Raw genomic sequence first — 14,972 nt, forward strand, 5'->3', positions numbered from 1 at the left:
AATCAATCCCATCCGCAATCTCCCAGGTCATCAAAACCCGGGGAGAGTGACATTCTTACTTTGCAGGATCAGGACACTTCAACTTTGCGGCTACACGAGAAAATCAGATAAGATAGATTATGGAACATATAGATGTGCCGAAATGCCCGTTTCCGGGCGTATTGCACCTACTCTTGGCTTGACCCAGCCGTTCGCGGCTGCTTATTCGTTCGCCACGAAACCTCGTTTTGCAAGGCCCGATGCGATGAGCGAATTGCGCGTTCTTTCAGATGCTTTCATTCCAGAACTGCCAAACCGCTACAATGGCAAAGTGCGCGAAAACTATGATCTGCCCGGCGGCGAACGCATCATCATCGCGACCGACCGGCTGAGCGCCTTCGACATCATCCTGACGTCCATTCCGCACAAGGGTCACGTGCTGACGCAGACGGCGCGCTACTGGTTCGAGGAAACCGCCGACATCTGCCCGAACCATGTGATCAGTTATCCCGACCCGAATGTCGTCATCGGCAAGCGGCTCGACATCCTGCCGGTCGAAATCGTCGTCCGCGGCTATCTCGCCGGCACCACCAGCACGTCGATCCTGACGAAATATCGCAACGGCGAGCGCGACATGTATGGCATTCGTTTGCCCGACGGTCTGCGCGACAATCAAAAGCTTCCGCAAGCAATCATCACGCCCACCAGCAAGGCCTTCGACGGAGGCCATGATGAACCGCTGTCGGAAGACGAAATTCTAGAGCAAGGCCTCCTGACGAAGCAACAGCTCGATACCGTGTGGAGCTATGCGCTGGCGCTGTTTGCGCGGGGCCAGGCGCGAGCCGCCGAACGTGGCCTGATCCTTGTCGATACGAAGTACGAGTTCGGCACCGACAAGGATGGAACCATCATCCTTGCCGACGAGATCCACACGCCCGACAGCAGTCGATACTGGATCGCCGACAGCTATCAGCAGAGCTTTGAAAACGGCGAGCGGCCGAAAAGCTTCGACAAGGATTTCGTGCGCGCCTGGGTCACCGAGCGCTGCGATCCCTACAGGGATCCGGTCCCGGAAATCCCGAGAGAACTGGTCGAGCAAACGTCAGCTGTCTATATCGAAGCCTATGAGAAGATCACCGGGCGCACCTTCGTTCCGAATCTTTCGGGTGGCACCGTGCTGGAGCGCATCCGCAAGAACCTGGCGCCGTATTTTTCGAAATAGGCCTGAATATTAGATATTTCGAACACGTGAAGTTCAGGCGTCTCCGAGCACGGGGACGTCGACTTCGAATTCGAGACGCATCAGGTCATAAGCCGGCTCGACATGATCAGGCGTTTCACCTTGGACGGTGTCGTAGTCGAGCGGCACATGCATATGCGTCAGAACGGCTTTCTTCGGACGAAGCCGATCGATCCAGCCAAGTGACTGCACCAGCGACAGATGGCTCGGATGAAATTTGTACTGGAGGGTATCGAGCACCAGAAGCTCGAGACCATAAAGGTTTGCGATCGTTTCCGGCGGAAAGTCGCTGACATCGCTGCAATAGGCGAAATCGCCGACGCGAAATCCGAGCGAGTGGATATTGCCGTGAAACTGCATCAAGGGCTGGAAGGTGATCGGGCCACCTGCCCCTGTTATGATCACGGATGAAAGATCGTCGGCGATGATATGTGCGTCGACGATGGGCGGATAGCCGCTTCCGGGCGGCGATTCCAGGCAGTAATGAAACCCTTCGCGAATCCGGCCCATAGTGAAAGCGTCCGCCCAGATCGGTACTCTCTTCTTATTTTCAATGACATAGCCGCGCAAGTCATCGATGCCATGCAGATGGTCCGCATGGGCATGGGTATAGAGCACCGCGTCGATGTGGCGGACATTTGCCGCCACCATCTGGGCGCGAAAATCCGGACCGGTATCGATGACCACAGTCGTCTTGCCGCCATCCGGCGCGATCTGCTCCACCAGCAGAGCGGCGCGCATGCGGCGGTTCTTCGGATTTTTGGGATCGCAGGCGCCCCAGTCCCCGGTGATACGCGGCACGCCAGGCGACGAACCACAGCCGAGAATGGTGAAAGCGCGCCTGAATGCCACGTTAGAGCCTCGGCATCTTGGAGAAGATGCGGAAAGCGTTTTCCGTCGTATGCGTTGCAATCTCGTCCTTCGTCACACCGATCGTATCGGCCAGAACATCGGCCGTGTGCGCCACATAGGCAGGCTCGTTGCGCTTGCCGCGAAACGGCTTGGGCGCAAGATAAGGTGCGTCGGTCTCAACAATCATGCGATCATGCGGAACCGTCTTCGCGATCTCGCGCAGTTCTTCCGATTTCGGGAAGGTCAGGATGCCGGAGAACGACACGTAGCCGCCGAGCTCGACGCCAATTCGCGCCAGATCCGGACCCGACGAGAAGCAATGCAGAAGGAAGGGGAAGGCGCCCTTCCCTGTCTCTTCGGTCAGGATCGCCGCCATGTCGTCGTCTGCCGAACGGCTATGAATGACGAGCGGCAAACCGGTTTCGCGCGCCGCAGCGATATGCCGGCGCAGACCCTCGGCCTGAGCGTCGCGCGGCGCGTTGTCGTAGAAATAATCGAGACCCGCCTCGCCGATCGCCACCACCTTCGGGTGGGCCGAAAGCCGGATGAGATCGTCTGCAGTGATATCAAGCTCTTCATCCGCGTTGTGCGGATGGGTGCCGACGGAACAGAAGACGTTCGGATAAGCTTCCGCAATCGCAAGGATCGTGTCGAACCGCTTCACGCGTGTCGAGATCGTGATCATCTGGCCGACGCCTGCTGCGCGCGCGCGCTCGATGATAGCGTCGCGCTCAGCCTCGAAGTCGGGAAAATCCAGATGGCAATGCGTATCGATAAGCATGCTGATCGTGCCTTATTACGCTTCCGGGGCGACATAGCGTGGGAAGACCGGCTTCGGCGCTTCAAGCGGCGTTCCGGAGACAAGACGGCCGGTCTCGCCGAGTGCCGCAAAGTCGCGCTTGTCGGCTGGGGCTGCCACCAGGTCGAGCAGTTTTCCTGACGATTCCGGCATGAAGGGCTGCAACAGGATGGCAATCTGGCGAACGACCTCGGCGGTGACGTAGAGCACGGTTGCCATACGCGCCGGATCGGTCTTTTTCAGGGCCCAAGGCTCCTGGCCGGCGAAATAGCGATCGGTCTCCGAAACGACCGCAATGATCGCCGCAAGCGCGCGGTGGATCATCTGCTTGCCCATCTCGTCGCGGGTGATCTCGAGCAGCGCATCGGCGGCCGCCAACATCGCCTTGTCTTCGTCGGTCAACGCACCGCAGACAGGAATATGGCCATCGCAATTCTTGACGATCATCGACAACGAACGGCTCGCCAAGTTGCCGATGCCATTGGCAAGGTCGGAGTTGATGCGGGTTGCAATCCCCTCCTCGCTGTAGCTTCCGTCCTGGCCGAAGGAAACCTCGCGCAGGAAGAAGTAGCGGATCTGGTCGAGACCGAAATGCTCGACGAGATTGAACGGATCGACGACGTTGCCGAGCGACTTCGACATCTTCTCGCCCTTGTTGAGCAGGAAGCCGTGGGCGAAGACGCGCTTGGGCAGCGGCAGGCCGGCCGACATCAGGAAAGCGGGCCAGTAGACCGCGTGAAAGCGGATGATGTCCTTGCCGATGATATGGATGTTCGCCGGCCAGAATTTCGCCCGCGGTCCCTGCGGATTGTCGAGATAGCCGGTCGCGGTGATGTAGTTGGTGAGCGCGTCGACCCAGACATACATGACATGACCAGGATCGTTCGGCACCTTGATGCCCCAATCGAAGGTGGTGCGCGAAACAGACAGGTCCTTGAGGCCTGACTTCACGAAGGAGATCACTTCGTTGCGGCGCTCAGCCGGGCCGATGAAGTCAGGGTTCTCTTCGTAGTGCTTCAGCAGCTTGTCCTGATACTCCGACAGCTTGAAGAAGTAGCTCTGCTCCTCGACCCATTCGACCGGCGTGCCCTGCGGACCGTAACGCACGCCGTCGGCGCGCAGCTCGGTCTCGTTCTCCTGGTAATAGGCTTCGTCGCGCACGGAGTACCAGCCGGCGTAGGAATCCTTGTAGAGGTCGCCCGCCTCGCCCATGCGGTTCCAGATGTCCTGCGACGCCTCGTGGTGGCGCTTCTCGGTGGTGCGGATGAAGTCGTCATTCGACGCGTTCAGGAGAACCGCCATCTTCTGGAATTCCGAGGAGTTCCGGTCGGCGAGTTCCTGAGGCGTCACGCCTTCGCGGCGCGCCGTCTGCTGCATCTTCTGGCCGTGTTCGTCCGTGCCCGTCAGGAAGAATACGTCGCGTCCGTCCAGGCGCTGGTAGCGCGCCATTGCATCCGTTGCGATCAACTCATAGGCGTGGCCGATATGCGGCTTGCCGTTCGGGTAGGAAATCGCGGTGGTGATGTAAAAGGGGGACGTGTCTCTCATAAGCGGATTCAATCTATCTCGGATAAAGCTACCGACGCTCTTAGCGCATACGCCGCGCGGAAGGAACCGGGAGATGGCAGAAAAGCCCGCACCGAAGCCGCTGATCGACATCCATTCCCGCTTGTGTGGACGCAAACGAAACAATAGAACAAATAGGAAACAAACGCGAAGGGATCGTCATGTTGCGCCAGCTTGAACGTCAATTCGAAGCGGCATCGGCCCACTACGCCGAAGACAACGGCATCGAGCGGGATGCAGATTGGTTCATGCTCAAGATGCAGGAGGAAATCGGCGAACTGACCCAGGCCTGGAACAAGCACACCGGCCGCGGCAGGCGGCATGGAAAATCAGAGGACGAGATCCAGACCGATATGGCGGACGAGGCCGCAGATCTGCTGGGTCACGTGCTGCTTTTCGCCCACCATCACGACCTGGATCTGGTCGCTGCGATCAAGCGCAAATGGAAGTTTCAGGTCCAGCTATAGCGCCGCCTTGACGTCGTCCAGCAGCGAAAGAATGGTTTGCTTGCGATCGAGATTATAGGCGTCGCTGATGGTGAGGCGTTCCCCGGTCGTGGCCGAAAGCCGGGCGAAACGCTCGGCGCGCATGATGTCGCCGGCAACGGCCGCATCGCGGGCTTCGCGCATCAGCCGGCCTGTCAGCAGCGACGTGAAGAAATCGAAGATCGTTTCGCTGTCCTTGGCCGAAAGCACGTCGGCAAGTTTGTGCATGTCCTTGCGGATCCCCGGCCCTTGCCCCGCGAGGATCGCCTCGAAGGTCGCGGTGATTTCCAGACCGCCGTAGTTGATGAGCTTCAGCGCCTCCGCCACGCTGCCATTGGCAGCGGCCAGAACGCGCGCGGCATTTTCGCTCTCAAGATCGAAGCCGAGATGACCGAGCGCCTGGCGCAGCGCCAAAGGCTCCAACGGCTTCAGCCGCAGCGGCAGGCAGCGCGAACGGATGGTTGGTAATAGCTTACCCGGCGCGTGGGTCAGCACCAGGAACAGCGACCGACGCGGCGGTTCCTCGAGAATTTTCAGGATGGCGTTGGCGGCGTTCCGGTTGAGATCGTCGGCCGGGTCGATGATGACGATGCGCCAGTTGCCGGTGCCGGATGTCTGCGAAAAGAACTTGCCGGCCCTTCGCACCTCGTCGACGGTGATGGCACCCTTGACCCTGCCCGTCTTCTCGTCGACCGGCCGCGTCAGATGCAGAAGATTGTGCGATGCGCCGGAGGCCAATTGCCGGCCGACGATCGAGGCCGGGTCGGGATCCTCAAGCCTTTCGGGCGCAGTCGCGGGATCCGGGTGATTGAGGATGTGGCTGGCGAAGCGAAACGCAAGCGTCGCCTTACCGATACCCTCCGGCCCTTCGATCAGAATGGCGTGGTGTCCCTTGCCCGAACGGTAGCTCTGGGCCAGAAACGCTTCCGCCTGCTCATGACCAAACAGCCGGTCGTTCTGGACCGGCGCGATTGCCCCTTCAAGTACACCTGGCGCTTCCGACGTCATGGTGCGGACCCCGCATTCGAAGGCCCGGAGACTTCAGCGTTCGCAAGCAAGCTCTCTAGCAGGCCGAGCACCTCTGCGGCAATCGCCTCGGCGGATTGCGTCGCATCGATAACCCGGCACCTGTCCGGATCCGCCCGTGCGATATCGAGGAAGGCCTCGCGGCGCTTTTCATGCGTCTCAAGCTCTTCCTTCTCGAAACGATCCGGGCTGTCATCGCCGGCGCGGCGTTGGGCGCGCTCGAGACCGATAGTCGCCGGCAGATCGAAAATCACGGTCCGGTCCGGGACTACGCCATTGATGGCAACCCGCTCCAGCGTCTCGACAAAGGCCGGCTCCAGATTGCCGGTGATGCCCTGGTAGACGCGCGACGAGTCCATGAAACGGTCGCAAAGCACGATCGTTCCCCCAGTCAGCGCCGGCCGGATGACCTCTTCGACATGATCGCTGCGCGCCGCAGCAAACAGAATGGCTTCCATTCGGACGCCGAAGGCTTCGGCCGCCCCCGAAAGCAGCACATGGCGCACCGCTTCGGCCCCGACCGATCCGCCCGGCTCGCGCGTCGTCAGCACCTTGTGGCCGAGCGCGCGCAGAGAATCGGCGAGCAGGCGCAACTGGGTCGATTTGCCGGCCCCTTCCCCGCCCTCGAATGTTACAAACAGACCTTTTGCCAGCGGCACAATGCTTTCCTATATCGGCATGCGATTTGGCTCTGTTTAGCCGATTGGCCCACCCGATGAAACCGCCAGAACCGGTTTTGTTACAGCCAGAAGAAGAAGAGTTCCTGCAGAGCGTCGAGCGCGCGGCTCGCCAGTGTCCCTTGGCCCACTGCTCCCGCCGTCTTGACCGGAACCTCGCGTAGCAGCTTTTCGCCGTTCCACAGTCGGACGACACCGACCTCGGCGCCGGCTTCCACGGGAGCGCGCAACGGCCATTTGTAGACGACACGGGCCGTCAGGCGTTCCGGGTTGTTGACCGGCAGCAGCACATCAACCGGCCCACCAGCGACAAGCGCGACATGGGAGGCCGCACCGCCGTAGATACTGGCCTCGCCGATCGCCTCGCCATCAGCAAAAATTCGCCGCTTTTCGAACGCCGTCATCGCCCAGTCAAGCACCTTGCGGCTTTCCTCCGTACGCTCCTTATCGGTATCGAGCCCGCCCATCGCGAGATAGACACGCCGGTCGCCACGCTGCATCGATGCGGCCAGCGAAAAACCGTAGCCTTCGGCAAAACCCGTGGCGACACCATCGACCCCGAGTTTGGCCGCGATCAACGGGTTCTTGTTGCGCTGAAGGATCTTGTTCCACTCGAACTCAGGCTGGGCGTAGAGCCGATAGAGATCGGGGTGCGCCTCGTGCAGATGACGGGTCAGCGTCACCAGTTCGGTCATAGTGATCCGGTTCTGGGGATCCGGCAGACCTGTGGCGTTACCGAACGTGGCGATAGGCATGCCGAGTTCGCGAGCGCGGGCCGTCATCTTTTCGGCAAAGGCGGTTTCGCTACCGGCCATCCCCTCTCCGAGGATGATGCAGGCATCATTGGCAAGCTGAACGGCCACCCCTTGCAACAGATCGGCCACGCGAATGCGCGACTTCAGCGCAGCAAACATCGTCGAAGTGCCGGATGGGGCGCCGCCCGTGCGCCACGCGTGTTCGGAAACGTCGAAGGCCGTTTCGGCCGAAAGCTCACCCTTGGCGATGGCCTCGGCCACCACTTCCATCGTCATCAACTTGGCAAGAGAGGCGGGCGGAACCGGTTCGTTCTCGGCGCGGGAAAACAGAACGGTGCCGGTTTCGGCATCCACCAGCAGGATCTGCTTTGCCTTGGTGTCAAACGCCACCGGCGGCGTCTGAGCCGCTGCCGCACTCGCGAGCAACGCCGCAAGGCCGAACGTGACCGTAAGCATCATCAAGCGCATGGGAAACTCCGGTTTCCCATTGGGCATAGCAGCGTCATCAGAATGGTACAACGCCCCAGGTTACCTGAGCGAACCGGTTCTGCCTTGGCGCTTCGCATGGGCAACGATGGATTCAGGCGTAAGCGGATTGGTCTCGACCATGATCGCTTCAAACGGCGATTCCGCATCGCTTACCCGCACTTCCACATAGGCGGCCGCATAGGCCATGTTGCCGTCAGGCATCGGAATGTATTCCGGTCGCTCGCGCGGGATCGGCCCGATTTCCGGAAGCATGACGAACTCGCTCAGCGACGGCGGTGCTGCAAATTGCGGGACAGGTGCAGCCAACGCCGTTACCGTACCGGCGGTATCAAGGGACGATTTCGGCGGAATGACCAGCGTTCCCAACTGGTTGCGCATCGGCTCATTCGAGGCGACCATCACGCCGGTTGCGATCTGGCCCTCCGGCATGACGCCCGGACTGCGGTCGCCCTTCGTGACATAGGACGCCATGAGATAGGGCATGTCGTTGCCTTCAAGCGGTGCGCGGCCGACATATTGCACCCGAACCTTGGCACTGCCCTTCTGCTTGATATCGAGCAAATCGGCTGTCTTCGACGAAACGTCGATGATGCGGCCATATTCATAGGGACCGCGATCGTTCACACGAACGATGACGGAAGTGCCGTTTTCGGTGTTGGTGACACGCGCATAGCTCGGCAGCGGAAAGGTCGGATGCGCGGCGGACAGATGAAGCTTGTCGTAGACTTCGCCATTGGCCGTCAGGCGACCATGAAAGGCCGAGCCGTACCAGGACGCGACACCGGTCTTGTTGTAACCGAAATCTTCCTTCGGCTGGTACCACTTGCCCTTGACCTGATAGGCTTTGCCGACCTGAAAGCGGCCGCCGCCCTTCGGAATATTCTTGCCGGTAGCGACACGGGGGCTCGCCTTCACGCCATAAACGGACTCAGCAAAGTATTCTTTGCTTCTCGACTTGCTCTTCTTGATACTGGACGTCGATCCGCAAGCCGCAAGCGTTGCGCAAAGCACAGGGACCGCCGCAAGGCGCAGTCCCTTGATCAGATATGCCGCATTTTTACTGGATGTCATCTGTCCCACAACATCATTCGAATAAGCCGTACTCGAAACCTTCCACTCGTGCCCCCAGCGGAAATCTCGGCGTCCCGAAACGGAACAGTCGATTAATCATGACAGCAACAAGGCAAAATTGCGAACCGACGAATGGCTGACGGCTCGAAATCTCCAGTTATGGTTTACGAATGGTTACCCGGACAAAATGGGCAGCGGATGCGCCAAGAAAATCTTTCCGCCCACGCATGTTAAATCTTGCAAAGCAGCAAGGCTTCGCGCAATAACGCCCTGCCCGGAGGAGTGGCCGAGCGGTTTAAGGCACCGGTCTTGAAAACCGGCGTGCGTGAAAGCGCACCGTGGGTTCGAATCCCACCTCCTCCGCCATGGCTGTCTCATTTTTCGCCACCCATTATTGCGCTCGGTCGCCAAGTGAATGCTTTGGCGGCGAACGCATACAAGTTTTGCGAGTATTCCCCGATCATAGCCGCAGCATTGACGGCGCTTGCAAGGCGGTGGCTCGACCCGCTTGCCATCCCAGATAATTTGAGGGAAAGTCTGATTCCGGCCCATCGAGCCCTGGGCGATCTCCCAGAACTAGAGAAAACCATGCCTCTTAAATATTTGACGACAGCCGCTTTTCTCGCGCTTCTTGCACTTGCCGGATGCGCAAGCACCGGCGGCAGCAACACGACCTATGCGCAGTGGCAAGGTCCAACACCTGTACCCGATCCGTCTGCGGCGAGTCCCGGCGGTTTCCGGCTCAGCTACTAACTTGCGCTAGTATACGCGTGTCGGACGGAGCGCATCGCGCGCTCCCATCCCCGGCCGCGCGATTTCAGTCGCATAGAGCTATTGGCCGCGAGATATTGTGATCGCGGGGCGATACAGGCGCCCATCGTTTGATCGGACGCCAGTCCCGGTGGAGCCCCTTCCGCTGCTTGATCCTATACTTCCAGGGAAATCGTCGTGAATCGCCGCATCACCGGTGGAAAGTATTGACTTCAATTATATTAGATATTCTTGATATTCAGTCCTCCAACAACCGAGGAACTGAACGATGCCCACCTACATCATTGAACGCGACGTCCCAGGGGCCGACAAGCTCAACCAGGACGACCTTTGCGCATTATCGGCAAAATCCAATGCTGTCGTCGCCGATCTTGGCGTACCATATACATGGATCACCAGTTATGTCGCCGGCGACAAGATTTACTGCGTCCACGAGGCATCAAGCGCCGACGTCATTCGCGAACATTCGGAACGCGCCGGATTTCCGGCGAACAAGATAACCGAAGTTGCTGCCGTCATAGGGCCTGCGACAGCATCCCAGGGGCGCAACGGTAAGTGACCGAAGCGACGTTATCATCGCAGTGCCCGGACACCGGGCACGAATGCGCGACGCAACGCCGGCAAAACAGTGATCCACCGGCACCGTCATTGACTTACGGCGGTATCAATGCAGGCTGGTTTGCCGGCATTCGGCGCCCATGCAGGGTTCCCCGGCACACCTTCCAAGGAGACGATCATGGCAAAAGGTCAAGTGCGAAGTAACCGCGAGGTTAGAAAGCCAAAGAAGGACAAGACTGTCAAAGCCGCCGTTGTGACGGAAGGCTCACAGGTGAAGCTGGCCGGCAGCAGTTTCTCCCTGGGCAAGAAAGACAAGAAGTAAGACGGTCGGCTTTAACCTCTCGAACTAACGACACGAGAGAGATATCCGTCAGTGGCCAGTCGAACTGGGGTGCGCAACGTCTCCGCGACATCCCGGCGCGACTGGTCGAGCACCCGCGGTCAGATGCCGGTTTCGTAGCGCGTTTGAACATCGTATGTATTTGGCTGGAGATGCGAAGATCGCTACAGGCGGATGCCGCTGGCCACTCGCACTCCATTACGGCGTCCAACATCATCGGAAGCATTTGCGGCGGGTATTGTTGATCAGCTGCCAGCGCCACGCTTTGAGGCGGGCGCCGGAAAATCGAAAACGCCAACGCACCTCACGCCAATCTTTGTGCCTTCATTGCCACAGCTTGAGCACCAGTGCTCGCCTTTCGCAAAGAACTGTTGAACACGGCACAGTGCCCGGCATGCTTGCTGGACTTCGGAACGAAAGCACGGTTCACATCGTTAACCAAACCATCGCCGCCACCTCTGATCTAGTGGACGTTCACCGTGCTTGCAGCCTTGCTTATCGCCTCGATTATCGCATCGCCTAACATCGCCCTCAGCGCTGCCACGGTCGACGACCTGCAAGCCGACTTCGAAACGGCCGTGCCCTGCCAGCAGATAGACGGCCGGAACGTTTGGAAGGGAACGATCGCCTACTACATCCAGTCCTTCGTCTATCAAGGCGACACGCCGGTCGCGACCGAAGCGGCCGACGCTGTGCTGCCGGAGGACAACTCCGCGGAAACCGTCAAGGAATTCGAGGACGCCTGCTCCGCGACGCAGCCGGCCTGATTCAGGCCTCCTCTAGCAGATCGCCCATCGATATTTCTGCTGATCCCTTGATGGCAGGCTATTTCCACTGCGTCCCATCGGCCGCGGCGCAACCGTGCGGCGGGTGTCCGTTGCCAAATGTCAGCTTCAGCCGGTCACAACCCCATTGATTGAGCGGCCCGGGCATCGCCGCATTCAACGCGATACCAACTTCGTCAAACGGGCTCTGCTTGTTATCCACGTATTGATACCAGCGAAACCCAAGGATCGCGGTCGCGGCGACAACGATGGTCAGCAAGATTTGAATCAGCTTCGTCATTAAACCCTCATTCCATAAACGGAAGGAGGCATATCAGCCTCGCGCGGCGCGTGCAGCGACGAGTTGGTCAATCTGCGCTTGATTGAACCAACATTCACAGAATTTTAGGCACTTGCGGAACACATATGGAACAGATAGTGTCTGTTCTTGATTTGTTTCACGCCTCTGGAGCGACTTGCCATGCTGACCCGCAAGCAACAGGAATTGCTTCTTTTCATCCATGAACGAATGAAGGAGTCCGGTGTACCGCCGTCCTTCGACGAGATGAAGGATGCACTCGACCTGGCATCCAAGTCGGGCATTCACCGGCTGATCACAGCGCTCGAGGAACGCGGCTTCATACGCCGGCTTCCCAACCGCGCCCGAGCGCTCGAAGTCATCAAACTGCCGGAAGCCTATGCTGCGAGCGCGCAGCCCCGTCGCGGGTTTTCGCCGAGCGTCATCGAGGGTAGCCTTGGCAAACCGCCCGCCCCTGCCCCCGCGGCGAAAACGCTGCCGGTTGCCGACAACAGCTCCGTGTCGGTTCCAGTGATGGGCCGCATTGCCGCCGGCGTGCCGATCTCGGCGATACAGAACAACACCCACGACATTACCGTGCCGCTCGATATGATCGGCAGCGGCGAGCACTACGCCCTTGAAGTGAAGGGTGATTCGATGATCGAGGCCGGCATTTTCGATGGCGATACGGTGATCATCCGCAATGCCACCACGGCCAATCCCGGCGATATCATCGTGGCACTAGTCGATGACGAGGAAGCAACGTTGAAACGCTTCCGGCGCAAGGGCGCTTCAATTGCTCTAGAGGCCGCCAACCCGGCCTATGAGACGCGCATCTTCGGGCCTGACCGGGTCAAGATTCAGGGCAAGCTCGTCGGCTTGATCCGCCGCTACCACTAAGCCCGTCTCACGCCAGCGCAATTCGAGGAAAAGTGCGGAGCGGTTTTCCGCCAGGAAATGCGTAAAAACAAATAGATAGAGCGCCTAGTGACTCCGTTTAAACCGGAAACGCTCTAGCCGCCTTCATGCCGGCCAGCCGCTCTCTTACTTCAACGTCTCGCCACATAGGGTAGCGAGACGGAGATTTTCGGATCGAGTGTTTTTCACGCTCGACGGATTTTACTCGTGAATCGAGTACTCGCCCAACTCGCAGAGATCCTGCTTGTCTTCAGTCGTGTCGAGACCGGAACCTTCTTCGAATTCAAAGCGCATGTCGTATTTGCAGACATCACGTCCGTCGGCGATGGTAATTTCCATGCTTTCGCCCGGATTAAGCACCTGCCGCCCGAAGACGTCGTCTTCCCACTGATCAACACCGACCGGCGATGTGTAGAAGTTCGTCAAAACGGCATTCGTCTTGTTCTTAAGCTGAAAGACGAGATCCTCAGCGCTTGCGGTGGCCGTCGTTACGGCAAGAATGGCAAGAGCAGTCAGGGCGATCTTATATTTCATTTTATGTCTTTTCCTCCATTGTTGGCTTTGTTTGACACTACCTATACGGGTCGCGCTGTTGGGATATTCATTCCCAGTTCTGTCTAGAGACAATATTTTCAGCACTGACAATAGTGACCGAATCACCATTTCGGGGCGCGTCCTCGCAAGGCCATGTCGTTGGCGACTGCGGACGTTCGCAAACTGGCGGGCAAGCGCAGCCCGGTCGAATTGCGCTTTGAAAACAGTGGTTGGCTGCGATGCGGGCAGCCTCGCTGCGCGTGTTGGACGCGCCGCATTGGCCCATGTTCCTTGCCCCCCGAAAACCGTACCTGCGTGCCGGCAGCATGTCCTTTGCGCAGGCACGCACAGCGTTTCACTTTCGACAATCGGGCTGCTATTGACGGAGAACCGCTTTAGCCAATCGCGCAGGCGCTGGGTGACTTGTTGCTTTCATCGTGCGAGGGGCTGAATCACGCGCTCGCCCGCCCTATCTACGTCACACTTTCGTTGACGCTCGCAACGAGCACGCGGCCGCTTACGCCACCGATGGCCGGTATTTCGACCGCCTTCGGATCTGCGTTCGCCTTGAACCTCGCGTGGGGCGTCGACCGCCAGCGGCATTCGCCGCTGCCAAACCTGTTGAGCGTGTGGCCGATGGCGCTCAATTCTCCTGAACGGAAACCCCGTCCTGGCCAATCTTGATCTCTACGCCGGTCGGTTTTGTTTCCTCGCGGTAGACATAGGCGCCGAGACCAATGACGGCGACGGCGAGCATGGCAATGATCAGATAGAGCCCATTACGGTTCATTCAGCAATTCCTCGCTTGGGTACGGTATGGGTAACTAGGTTCGTACCCAAGAAAGGCAACGGTGCGACGCGGACTGTTCGCTCCTCGCGCGGATGATGCAGGACGGATGCGAACGGCCGTAGGCTTTTTCTCCGCACGATCCGTTGGCCGAGCGCTCTTGCGACGCATCGGCTCGGGCCGCGGAACGTCCCCGACGTGGAGCACGAAAGCGTGCTGGCGCACGTATCGGGCACTTGGTCTGAATATGTGCCCGATGCGCGACGAGACGCCTCGTACCCCGCGCCTGAGCCCAATCGGCTGATGGCCCTACAACGAACGGCCTCAACGGGAGTGCGGTCCTCTGGATTGAGACTGCCCCCGAATGCGCTTGAGCACAAGCAACCCACCTCATAAGAAAGCTCATCAAATGCGCTTCAAAATCAGATGGATGATTGGATGAATCTCGATGTTCAGAACCTTGACGGAGCCTGCCACTGCGGAACGGTTCGCTTCAATGTGAAACTGAAGAGCGGCCTCCGCACCGCCCGCCGTTGCACTTGCTCCTATTGCCAGTTGAAGGGCGCGGTTGCCGTCTCTGCCGCCAAGGACGGGGTCACGGTTCTCTCCGGCGGCGAGGCACTCACCAAATATCAGTTCAACACGAAGGCTGCAGAGCATTACTTCTGCTCGAAGTGCGGCATCTACACATTCCACAAGCCGCGCGCGAACCCGGATTTCTACGGCGTCAACGCCGCGTGCCTTGAAGGCATAAGCCCATTCGATTTCGAGGAGCTACCGGTGAACGACGGCATCAACCACCCGATGGACACGAAGGGATCGACCGGCCCAAGGCTCGCAGGAACGCTCAAGTTTATCCCGGCGGAGTGACGACAGGCGCGGCTGGCAGGACGCCGGCCGCAGCCGTTCAAACTGCTGCACCCTGAATGAGGGGGGCGTTCGTTGCGCCGCCAAGACGTCGAAGATCTACTCGCGGAACGCGAACGGGCGCGCTTGACGAGGCAGAGTGTTGCCAGAAGCAATGGGGATGGAATCGGCAATCTGCTGCTTGGATCGAACGTCG

At 59.2% G+C, this 14,972-nt stretch carries 17 protein-coding genes and 1 tRNA gene; 8 read left to right on the forward strand and 10 right to left on the reverse strand.

The window, feature by feature from the left end; all coding sequences use genetic code 11:
- The first annotated feature begins 253 nt into the window (after nt 1-253).
- A complete protein-coding gene (locus ASD03_RS13030) occupies nt 254-1,201 on the forward strand; it encodes a phosphoribosylaminoimidazolesuccinocarboxamide synthase (RefSeq protein ID WP_025427063.1) in 948 nt (315 codons plus the stop codon).
- Nucleotides 1,202-1,234: 33 nt separating this feature from the next.
- On the opposite strand, the gene ASD03_RS13035 is transcribed toward ASD03_RS13030, so the two are convergent.
- The 3 genes from ASD03_RS13035 to metG are packed head-to-tail and all read right to left on the reverse strand — an operon-like array spanning nt 1,235 to nt 4,418.
- Complete coding sequence (locus ASD03_RS13035) at nt 1,235-2,071, reverse strand: MBL fold metallo-hydrolase (RefSeq protein WP_057210388.1); 837 nt, start codon at nt 2,069-2,071, stop codon at nt 1,235-1,237.
- Nucleotide 2,072: 1 nt separating this feature from the next.
- Nucleotides 2,073-2,852, reverse strand: a complete 780-nt coding sequence (locus tag ASD03_RS13040; protein ID WP_025427061.1) for a TatD family hydrolase — start codon at nt 2,850-2,852, stop codon at nt 2,073-2,075.
- Between the two features lie 15 nt (nt 2,853-2,867).
- The gene (gene metG / locus ASD03_RS13045; RefSeq protein WP_057210390.1) at nt 2,868-4,418 is read right to left on the reverse strand and encodes a methionine--tRNA ligase; all 1,551 of its coding nucleotides are present in this window, start codon (nt 4,416-4,418) and stop codon (nt 2,868-2,870) included.
- Nucleotides 4,419-4,597: 179 nt separating this feature from the next.
- Between metG and ASD03_RS13050 the strand changes: the two genes are divergently transcribed.
- A complete protein-coding gene (locus ASD03_RS13050; RefSeq protein ID WP_057214155.1) occupies nt 4,598-4,903 on the forward strand; it encodes a pyrophosphatase in 306 nt (101 codons plus the stop codon).
- On the opposite strand, the gene ASD03_RS13055 is transcribed toward ASD03_RS13050, so the two are convergent.
- The 4 genes from ASD03_RS13055 to ASD03_RS13070 form a co-directional block, all read right to left on the reverse strand.
- Nucleotides 4,898-5,929 (reverse strand): DNA polymerase III subunit delta', encoded by a 1,032-nt coding sequence (locus ASD03_RS13055; RefSeq protein ID WP_025427058.1) that lies wholly within the window; start codon nt 5,927-5,929, stop codon nt 4,898-4,900. The genes ASD03_RS13050 and ASD03_RS13055 overlap by 6 nt on opposite strands.
- The gene (gene tmk, locus ASD03_RS13060; RefSeq protein WP_038576098.1) at nt 5,926-6,606 is read right to left on the reverse strand and encodes a dTMP kinase; all 681 of its coding nucleotides are present in this window, start codon (nt 6,604-6,606) and stop codon (nt 5,926-5,928) included. The genes ASD03_RS13055 and tmk overlap by 4 nt, the downstream gene beginning before the upstream one ends.
- 80 nt (nt 6,607-6,686) lie before the next feature.
- The gene (locus ASD03_RS13065; RefSeq protein WP_025427057.1) at nt 6,687-7,847 is read right to left on the reverse strand and encodes a D-alanyl-D-alanine carboxypeptidase family protein; all 1,161 of its coding nucleotides are present in this window, start codon (nt 7,845-7,847) and stop codon (nt 6,687-6,689) included.
- Nucleotides 7,848-7,907: 60 nt separating this feature from the next.
- Entirely contained in the window at nt 7,908-8,939 is a 1,032-nt protein-coding gene (locus ASD03_RS13070; protein WP_025427056.1) for a septal ring lytic transglycosylase RlpA family protein, read from the reverse strand.
- A gap of 276 nt (nt 8,940-9,215) precedes the next feature.
- On the opposite strand from ASD03_RS13070, the gene ASD03_RS13075 reads away from it, so the two are divergent.
- The 4 genes from ASD03_RS13075 to ASD03_RS13090 all read left to right on the forward strand — a co-directional run bounded on the left by ASD03_RS13075 (nt 9,216) and on the right by ASD03_RS13090 (nt 11,375).
- Nucleotides 9,216-9,305: transfer RNA gene (locus ASD03_RS13075), tRNA-Ser, on the forward strand.
- A 673-nt stretch (nt 9,306-9,978) separates the two neighbouring features.
- Nucleotides 9,979-10,269, forward strand: coding sequence for a DUF4242 domain-containing protein (locus ASD03_RS13080; RefSeq protein WP_025427055.1), 291 nt, complete (start codon nt 9,979-9,981; stop codon nt 10,267-10,269).
- A gap of 177 nt (nt 10,270-10,446) precedes the next feature.
- Nucleotides 10,447-10,590 (forward strand): hypothetical protein, encoded by a 144-nt coding sequence (locus ASD03_RS39970; RefSeq protein WP_164474927.1) that lies wholly within the window; start codon nt 10,447-10,449, stop codon nt 10,588-10,590.
- Nucleotides 10,591-11,087: 497 nt separating this feature from the next.
- A complete protein-coding gene (locus ASD03_RS13090; protein ID WP_025427054.1) occupies nt 11,088-11,375 on the forward strand; it encodes a hypothetical protein in 288 nt (95 codons plus the stop codon).
- A gap of 58 nt (nt 11,376-11,433) precedes the next feature.
- On the opposite strand, the gene ASD03_RS13095 is transcribed toward ASD03_RS13090, so the two are convergent.
- A complete protein-coding gene (locus ASD03_RS13095) occupies nt 11,434-11,673 on the reverse strand; it encodes a hypothetical protein (protein WP_025427053.1) in 240 nt (79 codons plus the stop codon).
- Between the two features lie 180 nt (nt 11,674-11,853).
- Here ASD03_RS13095 and lexA point away from each other — a divergent pair, with 180 nt between their 5' ends.
- Complete coding sequence (gene lexA / locus ASD03_RS13100) at nt 11,854-12,570, forward strand: transcriptional repressor LexA (protein ID WP_025427052.1); 717 nt, start codon at nt 11,854-11,856, stop codon at nt 12,568-12,570.
- Between the two features lie 219 nt (nt 12,571-12,789).
- Here lexA and ASD03_RS13105 read toward each other — a convergent pair whose 3' ends face one another.
- Together ASD03_RS13105 and ASD03_RS39975 are read right to left on the reverse strand one after the other, a co-directional pair.
- Complete coding sequence (locus tag ASD03_RS13105; RefSeq protein ID WP_025427051.1) at nt 12,790-13,122, reverse strand: hypothetical protein; 333 nt, start codon at nt 13,120-13,122, stop codon at nt 12,790-12,792.
- Between the two features lie 643 nt (nt 13,123-13,765).
- Complete coding sequence (locus ASD03_RS39975; protein ID WP_025427050.1) at nt 13,766-13,912, reverse strand: hypothetical protein; 147 nt, start codon at nt 13,910-13,912, stop codon at nt 13,766-13,768.
- A 435-nt stretch (nt 13,913-14,347) separates the two neighbouring features.
- Between ASD03_RS39975 and ASD03_RS13110 the strand changes: the two genes are divergently transcribed.
- Nucleotides 14,348-14,779: a GFA family protein gene (locus ASD03_RS13110; RefSeq protein WP_025427049.1), complete on the forward strand. Its 432-nt coding sequence runs from the start codon at nt 14,348-14,350 to the stop codon at nt 14,777-14,779.
- The last annotated feature ends 193 nt before the right edge of the window (nt 14,780-14,972 follow it).

Origin of the sequence: Ensifer sp. Root127, assembly GCF_001425225.1 — a bacterium.
Lineage (GTDB): Bacteria > Pseudomonadota > Alphaproteobacteria > Rhizobiales > Rhizobiaceae > Ensifer > Ensifer canadensis.